At 63.7% G+C, this 22,859-nt stretch carries 20 protein-coding genes; 11 read left to right on the forward strand and 9 right to left on the reverse strand.

The genetic code is table 11. The features are described from left to right. Positions 1-40: 40 nt before the first annotated feature. Together LAN70_14270 and LAN70_14275 are read right to left on the reverse strand one after the other, a co-directional pair. A complete protein-coding gene (locus LAN70_14270; GenBank protein ID MBZ5512317.1) occupies positions 41-430 on the reverse strand; it encodes an isochorismatase in 390 nt (129 codons plus the stop codon). A gap of 144 nt (positions 431-574) precedes the next feature. Further along, positions 575-1,309: a class I SAM-dependent methyltransferase gene (locus LAN70_14275; protein ID MBZ5512318.1), complete on the reverse strand. Its 735-nt coding sequence runs from the start codon at positions 1,307-1,309 to the stop codon at positions 575-577. 128 nt (positions 1,310-1,437) lie between these two features. Here LAN70_14275 and LAN70_14280 point away from each other — a divergent pair, with 128 nt between their 5' ends. The 4 genes from LAN70_14280 to LAN70_14295 all read left to right on the forward strand — a co-directional run bounded on the left by LAN70_14280 (position 1,438) and on the right by LAN70_14295 (position 3,845). After that, a complete protein-coding gene (locus tag LAN70_14280; protein MBZ5512319.1) occupies positions 1,438-1,599 on the forward strand; it encodes a hypothetical protein in 162 nt (53 codons plus the stop codon). Positions 1,600-1,642: 43 nt separating this feature from the next. Continuing rightward, positions 1,643-2,161 carry a hypothetical protein gene (locus LAN70_14285; GenBank protein ID MBZ5512320.1) on the forward strand — a complete coding sequence of 173 codons (519 nt, stop codon included), beginning with the start codon at positions 1,643-1,645 and terminating at the stop codon, positions 2,159-2,161. A gap of 69 nt (positions 2,162-2,230) precedes the next feature. Beyond that, complete coding sequence (locus tag LAN70_14290) at positions 2,231-3,418, forward strand: saccharopine dehydrogenase NADP-binding domain-containing protein (GenBank protein ID MBZ5512321.1); 1,188 nt, start codon at positions 2,231-2,233, stop codon at positions 3,416-3,418. A gap of 4 nt (positions 3,419-3,422) precedes the next feature. Continuing rightward, the gene (locus tag LAN70_14295) at positions 3,423-3,845 is read left to right on the forward strand and encodes a DoxX family protein (protein ID MBZ5512322.1); all 423 of its coding nucleotides are present in this window, start codon (positions 3,423-3,425) and stop codon (positions 3,843-3,845) included. Positions 3,846-3,929: 84 nt separating this feature from the next. Here LAN70_14295 and LAN70_14300 read toward each other — a convergent pair whose 3' ends face one another. After that, a complete protein-coding gene (locus LAN70_14300; protein ID MBZ5512323.1) occupies positions 3,930-6,134 on the reverse strand; it encodes a dehydrogenase E1 component subunit alpha/beta in 2,205 nt (734 codons plus the stop codon). A gap of 109 nt (positions 6,135-6,243) precedes the next feature. Here LAN70_14300 and LAN70_14305 point away from each other — a divergent pair, with 109 nt between their 5' ends. Continuing rightward, positions 6,244-6,972 carry an HAD hydrolase-like protein gene (locus LAN70_14305; GenBank protein ID MBZ5512324.1) on the forward strand — a complete coding sequence of 243 codons (729 nt, stop codon included), beginning with the start codon at positions 6,244-6,246 and terminating at the stop codon, positions 6,970-6,972. A 23-nt stretch (positions 6,973-6,995) separates the two neighbouring features. Here the strand turns inward: LAN70_14305 and LAN70_14310 are convergent, their stop codons facing one another. Beyond that, entirely contained in the window at positions 6,996-7,760 is a 765-nt protein-coding gene (locus LAN70_14310) for a class I SAM-dependent methyltransferase (GenBank protein MBZ5512325.1), read from the reverse strand. A gap of 180 nt (positions 7,761-7,940) precedes the next feature. Here LAN70_14310 and LAN70_14315 point away from each other — a divergent pair, with 180 nt between their 5' ends. The 3 genes from LAN70_14315 (at position 7,941) to uvrB (ending at position 12,537) form a co-directional block, all read left to right on the forward strand. Then, positions 7,941-8,555, forward strand: a complete 615-nt coding sequence (locus LAN70_14315) for a hypothetical protein (GenBank protein MBZ5512326.1) — start codon at positions 7,941-7,943, stop codon at positions 8,553-8,555. 96 nt (positions 8,556-8,651) lie between these two features. Then, a complete protein-coding gene (locus LAN70_14320) occupies positions 8,652-10,442 on the forward strand; it encodes a mismatch repair protein (GenBank protein MBZ5512327.1) in 1,791 nt (596 codons plus the stop codon). A gap of 103 nt (positions 10,443-10,545) precedes the next feature. Then, on the forward strand, positions 10,546-12,537 hold the full coding sequence (uvrB, locus tag LAN70_14325; GenBank protein ID MBZ5512328.1) for an excinuclease ABC subunit UvrB: 1,992 nt from the start codon (positions 10,546-10,548) through the stop codon (positions 12,535-12,537). Between the two features lie 116 nt (positions 12,538-12,653). Here uvrB and LAN70_14330 read toward each other — a convergent pair whose 3' ends face one another. From LAN70_14330 to LAN70_14350, 5 genes are all read right to left on the reverse strand, one after another. After that, positions 12,654-14,090, reverse strand: a complete 1,437-nt coding sequence (locus LAN70_14330; protein ID MBZ5512329.1) for a hypothetical protein — start codon at positions 14,088-14,090, stop codon at positions 12,654-12,656. A gap of 112 nt (positions 14,091-14,202) precedes the next feature. Beyond that, the gene (locus tag LAN70_14335; protein MBZ5512330.1) at positions 14,203-14,880 is read right to left on the reverse strand and encodes a hypothetical protein; all 678 of its coding nucleotides are present in this window, start codon (positions 14,878-14,880) and stop codon (positions 14,203-14,205) included. A gap of 189 nt (positions 14,881-15,069) precedes the next feature. Next, positions 15,070-16,500 carry a sigma-54 dependent transcriptional regulator gene (locus LAN70_14340; GenBank protein MBZ5512331.1) on the reverse strand — a complete coding sequence of 477 codons (1,431 nt, stop codon included), beginning with the start codon at positions 16,498-16,500 and terminating at the stop codon, positions 15,070-15,072. Continuing rightward, positions 16,497-16,889: a response regulator gene (locus LAN70_14345; GenBank protein ID MBZ5512332.1), complete on the reverse strand. Its 393-nt coding sequence runs from the start codon at positions 16,887-16,889 to the stop codon at positions 16,497-16,499. Before LAN70_14345 ends, LAN70_14340 begins: the two co-directional genes overlap by 4 nt. Then, positions 16,886-19,699, reverse strand: a complete 2,814-nt coding sequence (locus LAN70_14350) for a PAS domain S-box protein (protein ID MBZ5512333.1) — start codon at positions 19,697-19,699, stop codon at positions 16,886-16,888. The genes LAN70_14345 and LAN70_14350 overlap by 4 nt, the downstream gene beginning before the upstream one ends. Before the next feature lie 292 nt (positions 19,700-19,991). Between LAN70_14350 and LAN70_14355 the strand changes: the two genes are divergently transcribed. The 3 genes from LAN70_14355 to LAN70_14365 are packed head-to-tail and all read left to right on the forward strand — an operon-like array spanning position 19,992 to position 22,855. Further along, positions 19,992-20,357 (forward strand): energy transducer TonB, encoded by a 366-nt coding sequence (locus LAN70_14355; protein MBZ5512334.1) that lies wholly within the window; start codon positions 19,992-19,994, stop codon positions 20,355-20,357. 26 nt (positions 20,358-20,383) lie between these two features. Further along, on the forward strand, positions 20,384-22,390 hold the full coding sequence (locus LAN70_14360; protein MBZ5512335.1) for a HAMP domain-containing protein: 2,007 nt from the start codon (positions 20,384-20,386) through the stop codon (positions 22,388-22,390). Between the two features lie 6 nt (positions 22,391-22,396). Next, complete coding sequence (locus LAN70_14365; protein ID MBZ5512336.1) at positions 22,397-22,855, forward strand: chemotaxis protein CheW; 459 nt, start codon at positions 22,397-22,399, stop codon at positions 22,853-22,855. Positions 22,856-22,859: the final 4 nt, after the last annotated feature.

Consider the following 22,859-nt stretch of genomic DNA (forward strand, 5'->3'; position numbering starts at 1 on the left):
GCTAATCCGGCGGGACAGATGCGGCAAAACAATCCGCCGGCTACGCCTGATCGCTCAGACGCTTCTTCAGATACATCTCGATGTCCGGGCCGCGCGGGTTCGCGAGCACTTTTTCCACCCACGCGTTGCGCTCGAACCACAGGATCTGCAAGTCCCAAACCGTGCCGGAGCTTCCCGTCGCCGTCACGTCGTGAAGCGCGTCGGGACTTTCCCGTGCGGAGCGATACACATGCCGCTGCAGCTCGCTTTCCCGGTTCCACCAGTTGACGAAGACGAAATTCGCGTCGCGGGCTTCATGGACAGCGAGAAAGCCCACGCCGTGAGCGTCATCGTGATCGCAGGCCGACGGCAACCGCTGCGCCGCGATGTGCTTGGCGGCCGCGATCAGTGCGGCTGGGGGCCGCTGGTGGTGTCGCGAGATTCCGTACACCTTCAGCCGCCATCCCCGATGCTCCCACAGCTCCAGAAAGAGTACGGGAAGCGGACGGAACGATTCGGTCAGGTGAACCGGCTTGCGTTTTGGGGTTTCGGAGGCCGTGGCGTCAGTGTCCTACATTCGCGGAAATCAGTACATTCAGTAAATCTGGTACGCCGGCGCCATGGAACGAACGTCCGGCTTGCGCCCGATCAGCAGCAGTGCCCCGATGCGCTTGAAGTCGCGCAGCTCCTCCGCGTTGCGGAACCACTTGCCGCTGTACTCCTCGGGCGTGGGAGTATCGTCGGGAATGCGCATCGCCTGCACGTCCTCGAAGGCATGCGCCTTCAAAAGCTGCACGTACTCCGCCTCGGAACGCACGTGCACCGGCACTTTCAGCTCGTCCACCCAGCGCAGCGAATAGGGATTGTCCCGGTAGAGGTTGATCAGCAGGAAAAAGCGTCCGTGGGGCGCCAGCACGCGGAACAGCTCTGCCAGCGTGCGCTCCTGGTCGGGGTAGTAATAGAACGCCTCGACGGAAAGCGCCTTGTCGAAGAAGTTCTCCTCCCACGGAATCTGCTGCGCCGAGCCCCAGACGAACATGACGTTGTCGAAGTCCCGGGAGGCGGCGCGTGCCTGCCGGATCATCTCGTCGGAAAGGTCCACGCCGACCACCTGGCCGAACCCTTGTGGCCCCTCGCCCACCAGGCGCGCCAGCAGGCGTGTCGCCCAGCCGGTGCCGCAGCTCAGGTCGAGCACGCGCTCGCCGGCACGCAGGTCCATTAACCGGATGGTCTTTTCTGTGATGTCGAGATGGTGCTTCTCCATCTCCGCACCGCGGCCGGTCTCGGCCCAGCGGTTGAACTCGTCGCGCAGTTGTTGCTCGGGGGTCATGAGCACATTCTAATAAACTCAGGAGCTCGACGGGACTGCGGAATTGCGGAACTGCAGAATTGCGGAATTGAAATTCCGCAGTTCGGCAATTCGGCAATTTCGGCAGTAACCGATAAACTCTTTCTTCGATGTCCACCCAACCCTCACCCGACGGGAAGCCTCCGCTCCTCTACTGCCCGCAATGCGCCCAGGAGGTCTCCGATCCGCTCACCTGCGGCGACTGCTCGGCGGTGATTTGCCGCATCTGCGGCACACCCCTGGAATCCCCCGACGAACTCGGCATCGGCTGATCGCATCGACCGAACCACCGTCCTACCGATAAACTAGAAGCGCATGCTCGGCTGGTTCAAGCTGGTATCGGCAATCCTGGCGGTAGTCCTTCTTTGGTGCGCCTATTTCTGGATCTGGCGCTCCACCCGCCGCCGCCAACCGCGCTTCAACAGCGAAGCGCAACGCGCCATCGCTTTTGCGCGCGTGGAAGCCGAGCGTTTGCAGTCGCCGACCATCGAACCTGTCCACCTGCTGCTCGGCCTGCTGCACGTGCCTGTGCCGGCCATCATCCGTAACCTGCCGCCCGACTCCCACCAGGCTATCCGCGATGAGATTAAGGACCGCGTCGGCGGCGGCGCCATCGTGGATTACCGCGATGACCTGCCCTTCGGCGACGACGCGCGCCTCGCGCTGGTCGCGGCCGCCCGCGAGGCCCGCGGCCTCAGCTCGCGGCAGATCGGCGCCGAACACCTGCTCCTCGGCCTGCTGCACTCGGACACCTCGCTCGCCGCCCTGATCCTCCGCGAACGCGGCCTGCGCCTGGAACCGCTGCGCGCCGCCATCGGCGGATGGACCCAATGAGTCCAGACATTGCTTTGCCTGCCGAAGGTTCGGTAACCTGACCGTTTGCGCAGCACGGAGGTGTGGACGGTGAAGCTACTCGTGATTGGCGCAGGCATGATGGGTTCGGCGGCAGCCTACGACATGGCGCGCGCCGAGGCAGTCGATTCGGTCACCCTGGCGGATACCGACCGCAAGCGCGCCCGGGAGGCGGCGTCGCGCATCAACAAGCTGGCGCGCACCAACAAGGTCCGCGCCGTCGAGGTGGACGCGCGCAGTGAAAAGGCCGCGGCCAAGCTGATGCGCGGCCACGACGCCGCGCTCTCCGCCGTTCCCTACTTCTTTAATCTCGGCCTGGCCCGCGCCGCGGTCGAAGCGCGCTGCCACTTTGCCGATCTCGGCGGCAACAACACCGTTGTCCGCGAGGAATTGGCGCTCGACAAGAAGGCCGCCAAGCGTGGCGTCGCCATCGCTCCCGACTGCGGCCTCTCGCCCGGCATGGCCTCGGTCCTGGCGGGCGAGCTGATGCGGCGAATCGGCGGCGAAGCCGGCGCGCTGAAGATCTATGTCGGCGGATTGCCGCAAGATCCCAAGCCACCGTTCAATTACCAGCTCGCGTTTTCCGTGGAAGGCCTCATCAACGAGTACGCCGAGCCCGCCAAAATCCTGCGCCACGGCAAGATCTTCGAAATCGAACCGCTTACCGAAGCCGAAGTCTTCCGCCTGCAGGACTTTCCGCCCTTGGAAGCGTTTCACACCTCCGGCGGCACCTCAACCCTGCCGGAAACGTTTCGCGGCAAGGTGGGCGAGTGCTTCGAAAAAACCCTGCGCTACGGCGGTCACCTGGCGATGCTCCGCGCGCTCTATGACCTGGGCCTTTTTTCGAAGGAAAAGAAAAAGCTGGGAGAGGTGGAGGTCAGCCCGCGCGAGCTGATGGCCAAACTCTTCGAGGAGCGCTTCGCCGGAAAGGATCCCGACTTCACCATCCTGCGCGTCGAAGCGCACGAGAAGCGTCCCTCCGGATTGCGCGCGTTGCTGGCGGAAAAGCGCCCGGCCCGCGTGCTCTCCTTCACCCTGGTGGATCGCTCCGATGCGCGCACCGGAATGACTTCCATGATGCGCACCACCGCCTGGCCGGCTTCCATCATCGTGCAGATGCTCGCCGCCGGAGACATCGCCAAGCGCGGCGCCGTACGCCAGGAGCTGGACGTCCCGGCGGAAGCATTCTTGGGCGCCATGGCGCGCCGCGGCATCCAAGTTCATTACGAAGAGAGATAAACCGTTGACGAAATTTCTTGACCGCCTGCAGCCCTTGGCCCTGTTGGTCCTGCGCCTGGTCCTGGCCGCCGTCATGATCGCGCATGGCTCGCAAAAGGTGTTCGGCGGCATGCCGCGCTTCCAGACGATAGTCTCTGGGATCGGCCTTCCGGCGTGGCTCTCTTACCTGTCGGCGGCCGCCGAGTTCGGAGGCGGAATCCTGGTGCTGCTCGGCGTGCTGACGCGCTTTGCCGCCCTCGCCATCACCATTGACCTGATGGTTGCCATCGTCAAAGTTCATTTCAAAGCAGGCCTGCGCGGGCCCGGAGGCTTCGAGTTCCCCATGTCGGTGGTTGCGATTGCGTTCGCGCTCATCTTTTTCGGCGCGGGGCCGATCGCCCTCGATACCGTTTTCAGAGGTCGCACCACGGTGGACCGCGGGCGTTAGGACAAGAAAATCATCGCGGAGTTTGAGGCTCGGTTTCAGCGAAATCTCCGACCGTGGCACTGAAACCGAAACTGAAACTGAAACCTAGAATTCGCTCAGCTTCAGCATGGCCCGGTAGAGATCGTCGGCTTGAGGCAGGATCGCGTCTTCCAGGATAGGTTGGTAAGCGACAAAGGTGTCCTTCGCTCCCACGCGCTTCACGGGCGCGTCCAGATACTCAAACAGCTCGTCGGCAATTCGCGCCGCAATCTCGGCGCCATAACCCCAACTCTGCATATCTTCGTGCGCCACCATCACCCGGCTGGTCTTGCGCACCGAGTCGGCAATCGCCTCCCAGTCGTAGGGATTGATCGTCCGCAGGTCGAGGAGTTCAGCCTTGATTCCGTGCTCGCGCTCCAGCCGCTGCGCCGCTTGCAGGGCCCGCGGCACCAGGGCGCCATAAGTCACGACCGTCAAATCCTCCCCGTGCTGCACCACGCGCGCTTTGCCGAACGGCAGCATGAACTCCGGCCCGGGATAGGGCGCGCGGCCGAAGGTTTCGCGGTACAGCCGCTTGTGTTCCAGGAACAGCACCGGGTCGTCGCTGCGGATGGCGGTGCGCAGCAGGCCCGCGGCATCCAGCGCGTTCGACGGAAACACTACGCGCAGGCCCGGAATGTGGGTGAAGATGCTCTCGCCGCACTGCGAGTGATAAATCGATCCGCCGGTCAAGTATCCGCCGATCGCCACCCGCACCACCAGCGGGCAAGAGAAGGCATTGTTGGAGCGCCAGCGGATCAGCGGCATCTCGTTCCGCAGTTGGTGCATCGCCGGCCAGATATAGTCGAAGAACTGGATCTCCACCACCGGCTTCAGGCCGCGCGTGGCCATGCCGATGGCCCGCCCCACGATATTGGCCTCGGCCAGCGGCGAGTTGAAGACGCGGTCGGAGCCGTACTCGCGTTGCAGCCCGGCGGTCAGCTTGAACACCCCGCCCTTGCCCTTGATCAGCTTCTCCTGCAGGTACTGCTCGCGCGAGCAATCGGCCACGTCCTCGCCGAACATGACAATCCGCTCGTCGCGCCGCATCTCGTCGCGCAGCGTGGCGTTGACCAGGTCCGCCATCGTCTTTTCACCCGGTGAGGGCTTGCCCGGCTCGGCGTGCGGGAACTGCGGCTGGGTGTGGAACGCCTCGCTACGAGGGTCCAGAACCGGCGAATAGACGAAGTCGGTCACGCTGCTCGGCTTGGGAAAGGCGGCGGCGGCGGCGCGATCGCTGGCTTCCTGCACTTCCTCCTCGACTTCCTTCTCCAGCTTGTTGATTTCCTCTTCGTCGAGGATGCCCTCGCGCAGCAGCAGCAATTGCAGCCGCGTGATCGGGTCGCGCTTGGCTTCGTCCTCGCGCTCCGACACCGGACGATACAGGCGCTCGTCATCCGACAGCGAATGGGAATACGGCCTCACCACGTGCCCGTGCACGAACGCCGGGCCGTGGCCGGCACGAATGTGCGCCACTGCCTTCGTGATCGCCGCATAGCTGGCAATCGCGTCCGTACCATCCACCTCGGCAAAATGGAAATTCGGGAAGTTCGCCACCAGCCGCGAGATGTTGCCGCCCGGCGTTTGCACCTCCACCGGCACAGAAATCGCGTACTCGTTGTCCTCGATGACAAACAGCACCGGCAGCTTGCCGGTCGAGGCGGTATTCATCGCCTCCCAGAATTCGCCTTCGCTGGTAGTTCCGTCACCGCAGGAGACGTACACCACTTCGTCGTCGTGGAAGACGACGTCCTTGAATTCGCGGTAATCGCCTGGCGCTTTCTGCGCTGAGCTGGCATGCCGGCTGAAGTAACGTCCCGCCTGGGCGCAGCCCACCGCCTGGAGAAGCTGTGTCCCCGTGGGCGACGACTGCGTAACCACGTTCAGCTTCTTGCTGCCCCAGTGCGACGGCATCTGCCGCCCGCCGGAAGCCGGATCGTCGGCGGCGCCCACGGCCTGCAGCAACTGCTCGTACGCCGTCATTCCCAGCGTCAGGCACAGCGTGCGGTCGCGATAGTAGGGGTAATACCAGTCGTAGCCGGCCTTGAGCGCCTGCCCGGCGGCCGCGCCCAGCGCTTCGTGTCCCGCACCCGAAATTTGGAAGAAGATCTTCTGCTGCCGCTTCAGCAGGATTTCGCGATCGTCCACCCGCCGCGAAACAAACATCAGGCGGTACATCCGGACGAGTTGTTCCGCCGTCAGCCCTTCATAGCTGCGCTCCGGCCTGGCCTCGCGCCGCGCCGGTTTCGGCTCGGTTTTGGTGGTCGCCATTCGGTATCCTCAACCCGTGTGGATGTGCCCGACCATTGTAAATGCACCCGCAAAACAGCGGATATACTCAACTAGTACCGTGCGGCACTTGGCCGGTTACTTTGGTGCGATGCTCAAAATCAACAAACCCGTTCCCCGAGACGCTATCCGGCTGATCCTGTTTGATCTGGACGGCACGCTGGTGGATTCGCGCGTTGACTTGGCCAACTCCGTCAACGGCATGCTCCGCCACTACGGCCGTCCCGAGCTGCCGGAACAAGTGATTGCCGGCTATATAGGTGATGGCGCCCCCATGCTGGTCCGCCGTGCGCTTGGAGACCCGGACGACGAGGAGTTCTTCAAACAAGCGCTGGAGTTTTTCATTCTCTATTACCGCGCGCACAAATTGGATACGACCGTGGTCTATGGCGGAATCGTGGAAGCGTTGCGCGCAATGCGCAACGGCAACGGCTTTGAGCGGCGTATGGCGGTGCTCTCCAACAAGCCGGTGAACCCGTCGCGCGGGATCGTCGAGGCGCTCGGGCTCGGTGAATTTTTTGTCCAGGTATACGGCGGCAATAGTTTTCCCACCAAGAAGCCCGATCCGCTGGGCGCGCTGACGCTGGCCCGGGAAAACGGGGTGGAGCCCGGCCAGGCGCTGATCGTTGGCGATTCCGACATTGACGTCCTCACCGCGCGCAATGCCGGCATGTGGAGTTGCGGGGTCAGCTACGGTTTCTCGCCCCATTCCCTGGAGCAGGCGCCGCCCGATGTCTTGGTGGATTCGCCGCACGAGCTGCCGCTGGTCTTCGAAAACAAGCCGCCCGAGTCCGACGACATTCCCGGCGTTCCGGTGTGATTTCCGGCGCTCGGTACTCGGTACTAGGCACTCGGTACTAGCTGTCCGTAAAACATCCTCGTTTCCTGTTCCAGCCTCACCACGCCCCCGCCCTGGTACTCGTCAAACAAATTATCAATCGCGCCCAGCATCGGCGGAAACGACGGATGTCCCCGGTGCGGCATGTACGACGCCGAGAGAATTCTGCCCGTCAGGCAGTGGCGGTCCAGGGTCTGCGGGTTGTCGAACACTGCCTTTTGAAACCCTGCCTTGCCAAAGAATTCGGGCAGCGAGTTCTTGCTCCACAGCGGCTTCACCTTGTGGTAATCAACGCCGAAGCGCACCAGGAGCTGCTCGTATGCGGTCATGAACGGAGTGGCATCCGTGCGGCGCTCGTTCCACAGCAGCACCACCCACCCGCCCGGCTTCAGGATGCGGGCGAACTCGCGGTGCGCTTCCCGCGGCTCGAACCAGTGAAAGGATTGCGCCGCGGTCACCAAGTCCACCAACCCCGATTTCAGCGTGGTCGCTTCCGCGCGGCCGAGCACGGCGACAAAATGGGCGCAGTCGCGCAGCGATTTGCGCGCGGCATCCAGCATGGACGCATTCGGCTCGACCCCGAACACGCGATTCCCGGCGTCGCACAACAGGCGCGACAAGATGCCGGTACCGCAGCCGACGTCGGCAATCACCGACTCCGCTGTCAGCCCACATTCCCGGCGCATGGTTTCCAGCACCTGCGGCGGGTACCCGGGCCGATACCGGGCGTAATCTTGCACGCGATTCGAGAAGCGACGAGTTGGATCCATGCTTGAATGTGGCGCGGGCGCCCTCGCCCGCGATCCTCTTCGATGACGCGATGCTTGCGCATTCGCGCCCAGCACCGCATTATTGCAGTTTCAAGGCTCAGTTTCGAGTTACTGCCGGAGTGCGGCTCCGGTGCTCGCCCTGCGACTCCGCTGAAACCGAAACTGAAACTGAAACTCTCAATGCCAAACAACTCGCATCTTCAATTCTCTCCCGCGGAGCTGCGCAAGGTCCGCTCGCTGAGGACTCCTTACGGAGTCCAGAAATTTCTCGATTCCCTTCCGTACCACCTGGAAGACACCTCGTGGTCGCCGCGCAAAGTGCTGCACCACGGGACCGCGCATTGTTTGGAAGGCGCGATTTTCGGGGCGGCGGCGCTCCGGGTGCTCGGGTTTCCCCCGCTTCTGTGGGACCTGGAGGCCGACTACGACACCGATCACGTGCTGGCCATCTTCAAGGTCCGCGGCCACTGGGGTGCGGTAGCGAAGTCGAATTGGTCGGGCTGCCGCTATCGCGAGCCGGTCCATCGCTCCCTGCGCGAACTTGCCCTCACTTACTTTAACCTTTACTGCAATCGCCGCAAGCAGCGTACCCTGCGCCGATACTCGCGTCCGGTCAACCTGGCGCGTTTTGATCACCTCAACTGGATGATCGCGGAAAAGGACCCCTGGTTCATTGCCGAGTACCTATGTGAGATACCGCACATTCCATTGCTGAAGCCTTTGCACGTGAAGCGGCTCTGCCCGGTGGATGATCGCCTGTTTCGCGCCGAATTGACCGATCATCGGTGGAAATGACACCGTTTTGCGGCCTGAGTGAGCCCTGAGCGTAGCGGAGGGGCGAGCGGGAGACCGCAGGCGTTATCCTGAGCGAAGCGAAGGATCTCTTTTCGCATGACCGCGCCCACACCAGCTTCCGAGTACACGCGTCGGGCCGAAGCCCGCGCCGCGGACGCCGCGCGCCTGGACCGCCGCTCCGTCTGGCTCGGCAACTTGAAACTGGCCGCGGTGATCGTGTTCTTCGTCGCCGGCGCCTTCTACGTCAAGCAGCACGCCTTCTCGCCCTACTGGCTGCTCATCCCGGTCATCGCATTTTTGGCGCTGGCCGTGGTTCACGACCGCGTGATCAACGCCCGGCATGCCGCTGAAAAGGCTGCCGAGTTCTATCGCCGCGGAATCGCGCGCATTGAGGACCGGGGCGAAGGCGACACCGGCGAGCAGTTCCGGGTTGCGGACCACGTTTACGCCGACGATCTCGACCTCTTCGGCAAGGGCAGCGTTTTCGAACTGCTGTGCTGCGCCAGAACTCCGATGGGCCGGCAGACGCTGGCGCGCTGGCTGCTCGCCCCGGCGCCGGTGGATGAAGTCCGCGAGCGGCAGCAGGCGATTGACGAACTCCGCTCCCGCCTCGATCTCCGCGAAGACCTCGCTATCACCGGGGACGATCTGCGCTCGCCGCGCCAGCCCGACTGGCTGGTCGAATGGGCGGAATCACCCGTTGTCCTGAAAAACCCGGCGCTCCGCGTCCTCTCCTCCCTGGTGGCGCTCGCCGCCGTTGCCGCGCTCGTCTATCGCGGCCTCGGCGGTGATTGGATCCCGCTGCTGGTGATCATCGGCGCAGCTTCTCTCATCGCCTCCAGGCTGCGCGACCGCGTGCACTCGCTGCTGGACGCCATCAGCGCCGCCGCCGATGAACTCGCGCTGGTTTCCGCGCTATTGGCGCGCATCGAGCGCGAGCCGTTCACCGCCGCCTGGCTGCGCGCCCGTGCCGCCGGCCTGGAATCCACCGCTGCGACTCCGTCGCGCAGTCTGGCGCGCCTGCGCTATCTCGCCGATCTCGCCAACGGCAGCCACAACTTGTTCGTGAAGTTGATTGACGTGCCGCTGCTGTATTCGGTGCAGGCCGCCTTCGCGGCCGAGTCATGGCGCCGCCAGCACGGCCATTCGGTGCGGCAGTGGCTGGACGCGCTCGGCGACCTGGAAGCGCTGGTCTCTTTGTCGGCGTACGCGTTTGAGCACCCCGACGACCCCTTCCCCGAATTTCTGCCGGAGCGCGTGCCCGCCATCTTCGACGCCGAACGGATGGGACATCCGCTCCTGCCCGCCGCGCACTGCGTTCGCAATAGCGTGCGCCTCGGCGACCCCGCGCAACTGCTTTTGGTCAGCGGCTCGAATATGAGCGGCAAGAGCACGCTGCTGCGCGCCATCGGCGTGAACGTGATGCTGGCGCAGGCGGGCGCGCCGGTTCGTGCCGCGCGCCTGGCCATGTCACCGGTGCGGCTGGGGACCTCAATCCGTGTCACCGACTCGCTCCAGGCCGGCCGCTCCGGCTTTTACGCTGAAATCGTGCGCCTGCGCCAGGTCATGTCGCTCACCGACGGCGGCCAGCCCGTGCTCTTCCTGCTCGACGAACTGCTGCACGGAACCAACTCGTACGACCGGAAAATCGGCGCTGAAGGCATCGTGCGCGCGCTGCTGGAGCGCGCCGCCATCGGGATCGTCACCACCCACGATCTCGCGCTGACCGCGATCGGCACGACCGCCGTGGACGGCCGCGTCCGCAACGCGCATTTCGAAGATCACGTCGAAGACGGCGCCATGCGCTTCGACTACCGGCTGCGTGACGGCGTGGTCACCAAGAGCAACGCCCTGGAACTGATGCGCAGCATCGGACTGGACGTCTGAGCGCCGCGATATAATCAAGAGATGCTCACCGGCCAATACTCAGCTCTGTGGCGACAGCGTTCAGTCGGCCTCGGGTACTAATTGCTAATCGCTAATTGCTTCCATGCCCGACTTTAAGCTCGTTTCCGACTACCAACCCCGAGGCGACCAGGAGAAAGCGATCGAGTCGCTCAACCGCGGTGTCTTGGACGGCGACAAGCACCAGGTCCTGCTGGGCGTCACCGGATCGGGCAAGACTTACACCATGGCGAAGGTGATCGAGCAGATCAACCGCTCCACGCTGGTTCTGGCCCACAACAAGACCCTGGCGGCCCAGCTCTACCACGAGTTCAAGAGCTTTTTCCCGCACAACGCGGTCGAGTACTTTGTATCGTATTACGACTATTATCAGCCGGAAGCCTACATTCCCGCCGCCGACGTCTACATCGAAAAAGAAGCGACCATCAATGATGAGCTCGACAAGCTGCGGCTCTCGGCCACCAAGTCGCTGTTCGAGCGCCGCGACTGCATCATCGTCGCCTCGGTGAGCTGCATCTACGGCCTGGGCTCGCCCGAGGCCTACTACGGCATGCTGCTTTTCCTGGAGAAGGGCCAGAGGATCAAGCGCGAGGACATCTTGCGCAAGCTGGTTGAAATCCTCTACGAGCGCAGCGATTCCGACTTCCGCCGCGGCACCTTCCGCGTCCGCGGCGACGTCATCGAAATCTTTCCCCCTTACGACGACAACGCCTACCGCATCGAGCTTTGGGGCGATCAGGTGGAATCGCTCAGCCAGATTGACCCGCTCTTCGGCACCGTCAAGCAAAAGTACGCGCGCCTCCCCATCTACCCCAAGACGCACTACGTGATGAAGCCGGAGACCAAGAGCGCGGCGGTTGACTCGATCCTGAAAGAGCTGGCCTGGTGGGAAGCCGAACTGGAGAAGCAGGGACGCCTGGTGGAATCGCAGCGCGTTCACCAGCGCACCCGCTTCGATGTCGAGATGATGAAGGAAGTCGGCTACTGTCACGGCATCGAAAATTATTCCCGCCATTTCACCGGGCGGCTGCCGGGGGAGCCTCCGCCCACGCTGCTGGATTACGTGGCGCGCGATTTCCTGCTGTTCATCGACGAATCGCACCAAACCATCCCGCAACTCCACGGCATGTGGCACGGCGACCGCTCGCGCAAGGAAACCCTCATCGAGTACGGCTTCCGGCTGCCCTCCGCGCTCGACAATCGCCCGCTCACCTTCGAGGAGTTCGAGCACCGCGTCAACCAGGTGGTCTACGTCTCCGCCACACCCGGACCTTACGAGCTGACCAAATCGGCCGGCGTGGTCGTCGAGCAGATCATCCGTCCGACCGGGCTGATTGATCCGGAGGTCGAAGTCCGTCCGGTCAAGGGCCAGATTGATGACTTGCTGCACGAAATCCGCGCCCGCGTCGAACACGGCGAACGCGTGTTGGTCACGACGCTCACCAAGCGCATGGCCGAAGACCTGGCGGAGTACTACAGCGAGGTCGGCGTGCGCTGCCGCTACATGCACTCCGAGATCGAAACCCTGGAGCGGGTGAAAATCCTGCGCGACCTGCGCAAGGGCGAGTTCGACGTGCTCATCGGCATCAACCTGCTGCGCGAAGGCCTGGATCTGCCGGAAGTCTCGCTGGTGGCCATTCTTGACGCCGACAAGGAAGGCTTCCTGCGCTCCGCCGGATCGCTGATCCAGACCATGGGCCGCTGCGCCCGCCACCTGCATGGCCGCGCCGTTCTTTATGCCGACCGCATGACCGATTCCATGAAAAGGGCGATCGACGAAACCACGCGCCGCCGCGCCATCCAGCGGGCCTACAACGAGGAGCACGGCATCACGCCCGAGTCCATCGTGCGGCCGCTGGAAATGTCGCTGGCGCACATCGTGGAAGCCGATTACGTGGATATCACCGAGCAAGCCGAGGGCATCCCGGAATTCAAGTCGCAGGAAGAACTCAACGCCTACATCGCCAAGCTGGAGGTCGATATGCGCGAGGCGGCCAAGCGCTTCGAGTTCGAAAAGGCCGCCCAGCTGCGCGATACCATCCGCGACCTGCGCACCAAAGAATTTCTTTTCGCCTGAACAGGTCTAGCCACAGAGGACACCGAGGAAAACCAAGGTCAAAACGCCTTCCTTGATGTTCCTGACCTTTGTGGCTAGGTGTTCTTACTAGCGTCCGCGGGCTTGATCGCGCGGAATCACGCCTGCCCGATCACCGCCGCCGAGATCGCTTCCGGCTTCTCCGTCCTTACCGCCGTGGGCGCCGGCGCCGGCCGGATCGGTGCGACCGCCTGCGTGAGCTGCTCGGATGAGCGCGCAACCTGCTCCATGATTTTTGCGCCCTGGCGCGCCTTGGTCGAGTTCTGGCGCAGGTTGGCGGCGATCTCCTGCACCGCGGCGGCAACGCTTTCCGTCCCTTGCACCTGTTGCGACGATGCCGCCGCAATCGCTTCGGCAAAATCGGCGGTCTGGTGCAGAACCGTGGCAATGCCGGTGAACGCTCGGTCTGCCTGCTCCATGAGCTGCGCGCCATTTCCCGCGACGCGGTTCCCCTGCTCCATCACCGCCACCGCTTCGTTGCTCTCCGCCTGGATGGATTTCAGCAGGGTCACGATGTCGTGCGTCGCCGAACGCGAGTGGTCCGCCAGCTTTTTCAGTTCGGCCGACAGCACTTCCGTGGTCTGGCCGCCCTGCCCGCCGCGCGACGATTCCAGGATCGCGTTCTGCGCCAGCAGGTTGGTTTCGTGGATCAGGTTAATGACGTCGTAGACCTCCAGCGAACGGCTGGCCAGCGACTTGATCTTTTCCGCCGTCGCTTGCATGGCGGCGCAGATGCGCTGCATGCTTTCGGCACTCTCACGCACCGCCCGGCTGCCCTGGTCGGAGAGGTCGAGCGCGCGCCGGGCCGCTTCGTGGGCCGCCGTGGCATGGCCGGAAACCTTTTGCGTGCTCTCGGCAAGCTGCGCGATGGCAGCGGCGGCGTCCATCGTCGCCTGCTCCTGCTGCGACGCCCCGCTGGCCATCTCGGAGGCCGCCGCGATCACCTGCGTGGCCGAGGCCGCGATCTCGGCGCTGGCCGCGCGGGCGCGCTCCATGCGGCGCGCATAATTGTCGGCCAACACATTGAACGATTCAGTCACCGCGGTCAGATGGGGATGAGCCGCGGCCTGGGCTCGGCCCGCCAGGTCGCCGCGCGATACTTGGTTGATGACCTTTTCCAGTTCCGCCAGGTCGGACCGCAGCAATTCTTCGCCTGTCTTGATCGCCGCCGCCTGCGCCAGATTCTCCGCCGCGCGGTTCCAGTTCTCGGCAATCACGCCGAAGTCGTCGGGCGTGACGTTGGCGCGCGTCTCGTAATCGCCCGCGACCAGTTTCTCGGAGAATTCCAGCAATTCGCGGGTCGGCTTCACCACCTTGCCGCCGAGTTGCAGCAGCAGCGCCACGCTGGCCGCCAGCACCAGAAACAAGGCCGCCAGGAACTCCAGGCCCGCCACCTGCGGCAGCGCGCCGAAATCCAGCAGCGACAGCCCGCCCGATCGCGCACCGGCGGCATAAGACAGTCCCAATACCACGATCAGCACGAAAGCATTCACGCCAACCAACGTCCACACACGCGACTTCACTCGGTCCTTCACAAATCTCTCCGGATTAGGATTTCAGAAAGAACGTAGACGGCTGGGGGAGGGTCGTCAGCCCCACTGTACTCAAGAAATGCGTCCGCGAACACCGGAAATTCGGACATGCACTTCAGCGCACGGCAGCGTAGGTAGGCGAGGGCGGATTCGTCTCAGAGTGAGATTTGGCGGCGAACTTCATTTCCGACTCCATCGAGCTGAAGCGCTGCACGATGTCGTGGATGCGAAGCGCCATGGTGTGAATGGTTGCCAGTTGATCGCGGATCTCGGCGGAAAACGCGCCTGGCTCCAGCAACATCAGTTCGGCATTGCCCAACACCGAGGTCAGCGCGTTGTTCACGCTGTGACGCATGTCGAGCATGTACTTTCCCAGCATGGCGTGGCCTTCCGCCTGGGTCAGTGCCTGCTCGGCGCGGCGCGCGCGCGCGTTGGCGTCCAGGCGGCGCAGGCTTTCGGTGGCCAGCGCCACCACTACGTCCACCCAGCCTTCATGTTCCCGCACCAGCATGAATCGCGGATACTGGCTGCGCACGCGCTGTAAGTCAAGGCCATCCGGGGCCAGCAGAATCGCCGGCTTGCCCGATTCATCCAACTTCTTGAATAGCGGCGCTACAACTTCCTTGACCCCGGCGATGACCGCCAGGTCGCACGATGCCACCAGCGGCTCGCTCCACGCCGGCGTCGTCGTCAAGAGAAATGTCGGCACGCTGCGTTCGGTTTGCCAGCGCGCCATCATGGTGGACGCGAATTCCGGCTCGTCGGAGATGATCAATACCGATGGTTGCGACACGTTACAGCTCCAAGGACGCTCCGTTGCGTCCCACACTTCACAATGCACGGACAACTCCAAACTGCTGCTGGCCGTAAGTTATTGATGGTACAGGACTAGCGCCAGGATGGTGGAGCGCCGTCTCCGTCTCACCCTGAAACGCAGTCTCAACTCAGCAGAGTTCCTGGCCAGTGAGCCGACGACGGAGGCCTAGTTGTTCTGCGCCGCGCTGGCTGTACTTCCCTCGACGCCTGGGCCGGCGTCGATGTGGTAGCGCTTCAGCTTGCGGTACAGAGTCGCGCGGCTGATGCCCAGCATCTTGCCGGCGAGCGCCTTATCGCCTCCCACCTGCTGGAAGACGCGCTCGATGGTCTGCCGCTCGATGTCTTCCAGGTCGGTGGAATTCGGCGTCGGCGCAGGGGCTCCCGTGGCGGGCGCTTCCGCCGAAACCGGCAGGGCCGGACCGGCCATGCGAATCGCCGCGGGCAGATCCTGCACGTCAATCGTCTTGTGATTGCCCAGGGCGATGGCGCGCTCGATGCAGTTTTCCAGTTCGCGCACGTTGCCCGGCCAGTCGTACTGGAACAGGCTGTGCATGGCCGCGGGCGTGACCTGCACGTTTTCCTCCGGCGCGTAGCGCGCCAGGAACGAGCGCACCAGCACCACCATGTCGGACTTGCGCTCGCGCAGCGCCGGCAGATGAACGGTGACCACGTTGAGCCGGAAATAGAGGTCCTTGCGGAAGGTGCCGGCGCGATACGAGGCTTCCAGATCGCGGTTGGTAGCGGCGATGATGCGTACGTCCACTTTGACCTTGTCGTTACTGCCGACCGGACGAACCTCTTTTTCCTGGAGCACACGCAGCAGCTTGGCTTGCAACTCCAACGGCAGCTCGCCAATCTCGTCGAGGAAAATCGTGCCCGTATTGGCCGATTGGAAGAGGCCCTGCTTGGTTTTCATGGCGCCGGTAAAGGCGCCTTTTTCGTAGCCGAAGAGCTCGCTCTCGATCAGCGTCGGCACCAGCGACCCGCAATCCACGGCGACGAACGGCCGCTTCTGCATCGAGCCGCGGAAATGAATGGCGCGCGCCACCAGCTCTTTTCCGGTCCCGCTTTCCCCGGTGATCAGCACCGGGGTGCGCGTGTCTTTCAGCCGCGAGACCATGCGGAGCACATCCTGGATTTTGGCCGACGAGCCGTCAATGACGTTCAGCTCCTGCTGGTTGGTGACGCGGTCGCGCAGGTACTCGTTTTCGGCGACGAGGCGCACTTTTTCCTTCATGCGCTGCAGCACCAGCTTCAACTGTCCCGCGCCGAAGGGTTTGGTGATGTAGTCGTAGGCGCCCATCTTCATGGCTTCGACGGCGGACTCGATGGAGCCGTGGCCGGTGATGATGGCCACTTCCGTGCGCGGCAGCATGGCCTTGATCTGCCGCAGCAGGTCGTCGCCGCTCATGGGGCCGAGCTGGCGGTCGAGCACGACGATGTCGGGCGACTCGGTTTCCAGATAGGCGAGCGCGGCTTCGGCGCTCTCCGCCTCGGCGCAGTCAAAGCCGAGCGAGGCGCCGATCGCCATGCACAACTTGCAGATGCTCTGCTCGTCATCCACGATGAGAAAACGGACACGAAAGTCGTCGTTCATTTCGGGCCCCCGAAAACTTTGTCCACCACTCCGAGAAGCTGCTGCACGCGAAACGGCTTTTCGACGCAGGGGGCGCCGGTGCGGCGCAACGTGGCGGCGGTCTCCTCGTTGACGATGTCGCCGGTGATGAAAATGACGCGCGCCACCAGCTCGGGTTTGTGGGCCGAGATCCAGGCGTGAACATCGGCGCCATCCACGCCGCCGGGCGTGCGCATATCGGAAACCACGCCGAGAAAGTCGTCGCGGGCGAGCATGGTGAGCGCATCGGCGCCGCAGGCCACGGGCACGACGTTGTAGCCGGCGCGTTCCAGAGCGGCTTTCACGAACGAAAGCACGGCCGGCTCGTCCTCGATCACCAGCACGGGATACTTGCTTGCCGCGGGCATCATCGTTTCCCTCCCGCGGCAGGGCCGATGCCGGTGGGGGCGACGGGCAGGCGAACCCGGAAGGTGGCGCCGAATCCATCGTCGTTGTTCTGGCACAGGATTTCGCCGCCGTGCTCGCGCACGATGCCGTAGCAGATGCTGAGGCCCAGGCCGGTTCCCTTGCCCACCTCCTTGGTGGTGAAAAAGGGATCGAAGATGCGGTCGGGAAAGGAAATCCCGTGGCCGTTGTCACGGAACACCACCTCGGCGGAGGCCCCGTTCAAGGCGGTGGAGATTTCGATGCGCCCCTGGCGCTCGGTCTCGCGCACCGCGTCGTAGGCGTTGTTCAGAATGTTGAGGAAGACCTGCTGCAACTGGTGCGCATCGCCGATGATGTCGGGCACGCGCTCGTTGAGCCGCTCGACGACTTCCACGCCGTGGCTGGCAAAATCGTAGGAGCGCAGCGCCAGGGTGCGGCGCACGATGGTGTTCAATTGCACCGAGTCGCGCTGCGGCGGCATTTGGCGCGCGAAGCTCAGCAGGTTCTGCACGATCTGCTTGGAGCGCTGCGCCTCCTGCAGGATGACGCGAAGGTCTTCCTTGGCGGGCGCGGGAATTTCCCCGCTTTCCAGCAGCAGGTCGGTGAAGCCCAGAACCGCCGTCAGCGGATTATTGAGTTCGTGCGCCACGCCGGAGACGAGCTGGCCGACGGCCGCCATCTTCTCGGTGTGCATCAGCTTGGCCTGCAGCATGGCGGCGTCGGTGATGTCGGTCATCACCACCACGATACTGTTCACGTGGCCGGGCTCGTCGCGCATGGGGCTGAGGTTGATGGAAAACTGCCCGCCACGGCCCTGTCCCAGCAGCACCGGCAATTCCAGGTTGTCCACCTGGCGGCCGGCCAGGGTTTCCGCCAATCCGTCAATGAGCGCCTGCCGCCTTCCGGGCGGAACCAGTTCCACCAGCTTGCGGCCGAGCAGGTCTTCCTGGGTGTAGCCGCCGGCTTCGAAGCAGCGCTTGTTGGCGTAACTGATGAGCCCGGCGGTGTCCACCACCAGGATCATGCTCTGAGTGTTGTTGAGGATCTTGTTGTTGAAGTCGCGCTGGCGCTGCAATTCGGCCTGGAAGTTTTTCAGCTCGGTGATGTCGAGCATCAGGCCGCGGTACTGCACCACCTTGCCCTGGCTGTCGCGGACGGCGAAGGCATTCTGCAGGCTGTAGATGAGCGCGCCGTCCTTGCGGCGCAGCGTCTCCTCGTAATTGCGCACCACTCCCTTGGCGTTGATCTCCTCCACGAAATGGCTGCGCTGGTCCGCCGAGACGTAAATCTGGCTGCCAATGTCCACCTGCAGGAGGTCTTCCCGGCTGTCGTAGCCGAGCATGCGCACCAGGGCGTCGTTCACCTCGATGAAACGGCCATCGGGCGTGGAGAAGAACAGGCCCTCCTGGATGGTATCGAAGAGCTCGCGATAACGGCGCTCGGCCTCGCGCCGGTCGGTGATGTCCTTGAGCACGTGGATGGTCTGCATGCCCTCGTTGGCGGCGCCGTGAATGCGCGAGGTCGAGACCAGGTAGGTGCGGTCGAGCACCGGATGAACGTATTCGTCGGTGAGGTCGGGGCCGCCGCGGCAGAAGGGACACGACTGCGCGCTCTGGTCGCTGGCCATGGCGATCAGCGCGCGCACGCTGACCCCGATCAACTCCGACGGGCGCACCCCGATGAAGTCGGCCAGCGAGCGGTTGACGCGCAGCACGCGGTAGGACTCGTCGTGCACCACGATCAGGTCGGTGATGGCGTCAAAAATTTCCATCCAGTGGCGGTTGGCCTGGTCCATGCGCGTGAACCAGCGCGCGTTTTCCAGGGCCACGGCGGCGTGCGCCACCAGCGCCTGCAGCAGATGACGGGCATCGTGGGGCAGCGCGCCGCCGCAGTCGGCCAGGCAGAGCAGCCCGAGGAATTCGCCGTCGCCGCCGCTGAGACGGGCGATACTGAGGTCCTTCCACCCCAGCTTGGCCGCCAGCGGGTCACCGAGCAGTTCGGCGGCGGTGCCGGAAATGATGTCTTCGGAGCGCTGGGCGGCGACGTCGGAGAGCGCCACGTCCAGCCGGCGGTGCGCGGTCGAGTCATGGCGCGCGCCCGGATCGTAAAGCACCACGGTGTCGAGAAGCTTGCCTTGCATCAGGGCAAGCGCGGCCGCGCGCGCCCCGAGCATGACGGCGGCGCGGACGGTGAACCCTTCCATGAACTGCGGCAAGCGCACGGTGGAGTTCAGTTCCAGCGCGGCCGCCATCAGGTTTTCCGAGCGCCGGCGATGCTGATCGGCGGCGTACAGGTTCTGCGTCGCTTCCAGGACCACGGCCGCTTCGGCGGCCAGCGTGGCGGCGCGGCGCAGATCTTCGGCGGTGACATTGCCGCCATCGCTGCGTTCCAACAGGCCGACAATTCCCAGCGGTTGGCGGTTGGAACCCAGCAGCGGAATGACCAGGCACTGCAGCGAGGTCAGCGCGGAGAAGGGCTCGGCGATGCCCTCGGCCCACTGGCTGATTTCGGTGGTCCAGAACGGCTCATCCACCGTCTGGGCTCGGCGCTCGAGCATGACGGGAAGCCGGGCGCGGACCGGACGCGCATGGCCGTGTTCCGCGACGTGGCGGATTTCATAGGAGCCGGATTCGGCCAAGGCAATGAAGACCCGGTTAAAACGGAGAAATTCAGCCGCCCGCAGGACGAAGCTCTCCAGGTACTCGTCCAGCATTTCCGCGCGCCGGCGCTCCAGCGCGACTGCGCTCTCGCCACCCGCAGAGGACAGCGCTACCGGATTTTCTCCAGTCTGCATGGACAGGGCTAATTTTGCTTGTCTCGCTCAGAGAGAACCACGGTATCTCAATTTGAGTCAAGACAAATGCAAGTGCGGTTACCAACTCGCTAACCTGTTTGCGAGCAATCGCAATCTCACGCTGAGATCGTTTGGAGCCGCCAATGCGTTGGAGTTGAGACAGAATCTCGCACGTTGGGACATGGTCGGGTCATAGACTTAGCCCGCTAGTAACAAATATCACCCATCAATTCAGCTACTTACCTTAGTAATCGCAAACCGCGATAGGACCTGGACGGGGCTGGCAGCCACCGTGCAATTGCTGGCACTGGAGTTTTCCCTGGAGACGGCCATGTTCGGGAAGGTAAAACCACGTTGGCTCTTGGCGGTGGTTCTTGGCGCCGCAATGTGCCGGGCGTCCACCGCGGCGGAACCAGACCGCAAGGTGGTGTTCCGGGTGAAGCCTGCGTATCCCACACTCGCACGGCAAATGAATGTAACCGGGACGGTGAAGATCGAGGTGGTGATCGCGGCCAACGGAAGCGTCAAGAGCCTGAAGCCGATCGGTGGTCACCCGCTGTTGATCCAGTCGGCAAGCGAAGCGCTGAAGAAATGGCGATTTGCGCCCGGCCCGGAGACGACAACCATCGTGGAATTCCAGTTCCACCACGGCGACTGACGGTCCCCGACTGCGAAGGAGCAGCCATGACGATCAGTAGAAAGCTGTACCTGAATTTCGGGGCGATCCTGGCACTGCTGCTGGTCCTGTTCATCGTCAACCTCACCGCGGTGCGGCGCGAGCACGCGGCCCGCGCCTCGGCGTCGCGCGCGCTGGAACTGGCGCAGGAAGGCGCGTCGGTCCGCTTCCAGATGATGCAGAACCGGCTGTACCTGCGCAATTACCTGCTCAGCGGCGACTCGCGGGAAGTGGACAGGATGGAGGAAGGCATCGCGCGCCTGCATGCGAAGCTCCAAGACCTGATGTCCAAGGTGAATTCCGAGGGCCATCGCACCGCCCTGCAGCGCCTGAGCGAGGCCGAGCGACAATGGGAATCCGGCTTCGCGCGCCCGCTGCTGGACAAGCGCAAGCTGGTGGACACCGGCGCCACCACCGTGGCCGAACTCCAGATTTACTACCTGCAGCTCAATCCCAGCTTGTGGATGAAAACCTCCACCGGGTTCCTGGACGAGGGCGAAGCCGCCAACACCACCCTGCTGGAATCGGAACGGAAGAAAGGCGAAGCCGCAACCTCGGCCACGATTGTCTTCAGCATCGTCGGCACGTTGCTGGCAATCCTGCTGGGCATCGTAATTTCGTACAAGACGGCGAAGTCCATCACCGATCCGCTGCAGCAATTGATTGGCGTGGCCCGCGATATCGGCAAGTCCGGCGACCTGGACCATGAAGTGGACAGCAACCGCAAAGACGAGGTCGGAGAGCTGGCGCGGAGCTTCAGCTCGATGGTGACTTACCTGCGCGAGATGGCCGCGGTTTCCGAATCCATCGCCGGCGGCGACCTGGCGGTGGAAGTGAGCCCGCGGTCATCGCGCGACACCCTGGGCAATGCCTTCGTCAAGATGATCGAAGGCCTGCGCGCGCTGGTGAGCAGCGTCCGCGACAGCGCGGCGCAAGTAGCCAGCGGGTCCAACCAGGTGGCGGGGGCCTCCGACGAGTCGGCCAAAATCAGTCTCAACGCGGCCTCGGCGATTGATGAAGTCACCAGCACCATGCACGAGATGACGATCAACGTGCAGAACATGGTGAAGAACACGCAGGTGCAGGCCTCGAGCGTGAGCGAAACCTCGGCCTCGATCGACCAGATGGTCACCTCGATACAGCGCGTGGCCGACACGGCCAAGGTGTTGCTCGACATCAGCCAGCGGTCGCGGGACGAAGTGCAGAGCGGCATCAGCACGATGGAAAAGGCGACCGACGGCCTGACGCGCATCAACCGCTCCATTTCGTCCTCCGGCGAAATCATCGGCGTGCTCGGACTGCGCGCCGACGATATCGGCAAGATCGTGGAGGTGATTGACGATCTGGCCGAGCAAACCAACCTGCTGGCGCTGAACGCGGCCATCGAAGCGGCGCGCGCCGGCGAACACGGGCTGGGATTTGCCGTGGTCGCCGATGAAGTGCGCAAGCTGGCGGAAAAATCGGCGCAGTCCACCAAGGAAATCGCCGAACTCATCGCCAGCATTCAGAAGGAAGCGCGCAAAGCGGTGGACAACATGGAGAAGAGCACCGGCATCGTGAACGAAGGCATCAGCCTGGGCAACGACCTGAACCTGGCGCTGCGCAAGATCTCCACCGTGGTCACCGAGGTGTACAAATTCGCGCAAGAGATCGGCGCCGCCACCAACGAGCAGTCCCACGGTTCGTCGCAGATTGCCCGGGCGACCACGCGCCTCAACGAGATCACCCACGAGATCAACTCCGCCGTGGAGGAACAGGCTTCCGGCACGCAAGCGGTGGTGAAGGCCATGGACCGCATGCGCGAACTGGTGCAGCGCTCCACGTCGGGTTCCACCGAGCTGGCGGCCTCCTCCGAGCAGATGTCGAAGATGTCGCGCAGTTTGCTGGAAGCCATGGACCGCTTCGTGCTCGATGGCTACAACGGCAACGGCAACGGCCGCAAGGCGGCGCGGACGCCGGCGCCGGAGCGGAAACGCGTGTCACCGGAGAGCTACGCGGCCGTGGCGCAATCTTAGAGGACGATGGCGAAGGACCTACAGATCGTCGGCTTCCGCATCGGGCGCGAGACCTTCGGACTGCCGATCTCGCTGGTGCATGAAATCGTGCGCCCGCCGGAGATCACCAACGTCCCGCACGCGCCGGAGTACGTGGAAGGCGTGATGAACCTGCGCGGGCGCATCGTGCCGGTCATCGACCTGCGCCGGCGGTTCGGCGGCGCCGCCACCGAGAACAGCCGGAAAAATCGCGTGCTGGTGGTGGACGTGGAGTCGAGGGCGGTCGGGCTGATCGTGGACAGCGCCTCGGAAGTGCTGAAGATCAGCGACGCGCAAATCGAGCCCCCGCCCAATGTTCTCACCGATGCCGCCACCAGCTACGTGACCGGCGTGGCCAAGTACCAGGGACGGCTCATCATCCTGGTGGACCTGAGACGGATTTTGCAGAGCGGCGAGTTGCGCCTGCCCGCGGCCGCGGGCGCGTAAGCAA

The organism is Terriglobia bacterium, from assembly GCA_020072845.1.
Classification (GTDB): Bacteria; Acidobacteriota; Terriglobia; order Terriglobales; family Acidobacteriaceae; genus JAIQGF01.

Bases quoted from the DNA above. Each gene is read 5' to 3' on its own strand.
- LAN70_14275 (MBZ5512318.1), bottom strand. From the start codon at position 1,309: ATGACCCCCGAGCAACAACTGCGCGACGAGTTCAACCGCTGGGCCGAG.
- LAN70_14280 (MBZ5512319.1), top strand. From the start codon at position 1,438: ATGTCCACCCAACCCTCACCCGACGGGAAGCCTCCGCTCCTCTACTGC.
- LAN70_14285 (MBZ5512320.1), top strand. From the start codon at position 1,643: ATGCTCGGCTGGTTCAAGCTGGTATCGGCAATCCTGGCGGTAGTCCTT.
- LAN70_14300 (MBZ5512323.1), bottom strand. From the start codon at position 6,134: ATGGCGACCACCAAAACCGAGCCGAAACCGGCGCGGCGCGAGGCCAGG.
- LAN70_14305 (MBZ5512324.1), top strand. From the start codon at position 6,244: ATGCTCAAAATCAACAAACCCGTTCCCCGAGACGCTATCCGGCTGATC.
- LAN70_14310 (MBZ5512325.1), bottom strand. From the start codon at position 7,760: ATGGATCCAACTCGTCGCTTCTCGAATCGCGTGCAAGATTACGCCCGG.
- LAN70_14315 (MBZ5512326.1), top strand. From the start codon at position 7,941: ATGCCAAACAACTCGCATCTTCAATTCTCTCCCGCGGAGCTGCGCAAG.
- LAN70_14320 (MBZ5512327.1), top strand. From the start codon at position 8,652: ATGACCGCGCCCACACCAGCTTCCGAGTACACGCGTCGGGCCGAAGCC.
- uvrB (MBZ5512328.1), top strand. From the start codon at position 10,546: ATGCCCGACTTTAAGCTCGTTTCCGACTACCAACCCCGAGGCGACCAG.
- LAN70_14340 (MBZ5512331.1), bottom strand. From the start codon at position 16,500: ATGAACGACGACTTTCGTGTCCGTTTTCTCATCGTGGATGACGAGCAG.
- LAN70_14345 (MBZ5512332.1), bottom strand. From the start codon at position 16,889: ATGATGCCCGCGGCAAGCAAGTATCCCGTGCTGGTGATCGAGGACGAG.
- LAN70_14350 (MBZ5512333.1), bottom strand. From the start codon at position 19,699: ATGCAGACTGGAGAAAATCCGGTAGCGCTGTCCTCTGCGGGTGGCGAG.
- LAN70_14360 (MBZ5512335.1), top strand. From the start codon at position 20,384: ATGACGATCAGTAGAAAGCTGTACCTGAATTTCGGGGCGATCCTGGCA.
- LAN70_14365 (MBZ5512336.1), top strand. From the start codon at position 22,397: ATGGCGAAGGACCTACAGATCGTCGGCTTCCGCATCGGGCGCGAGACC.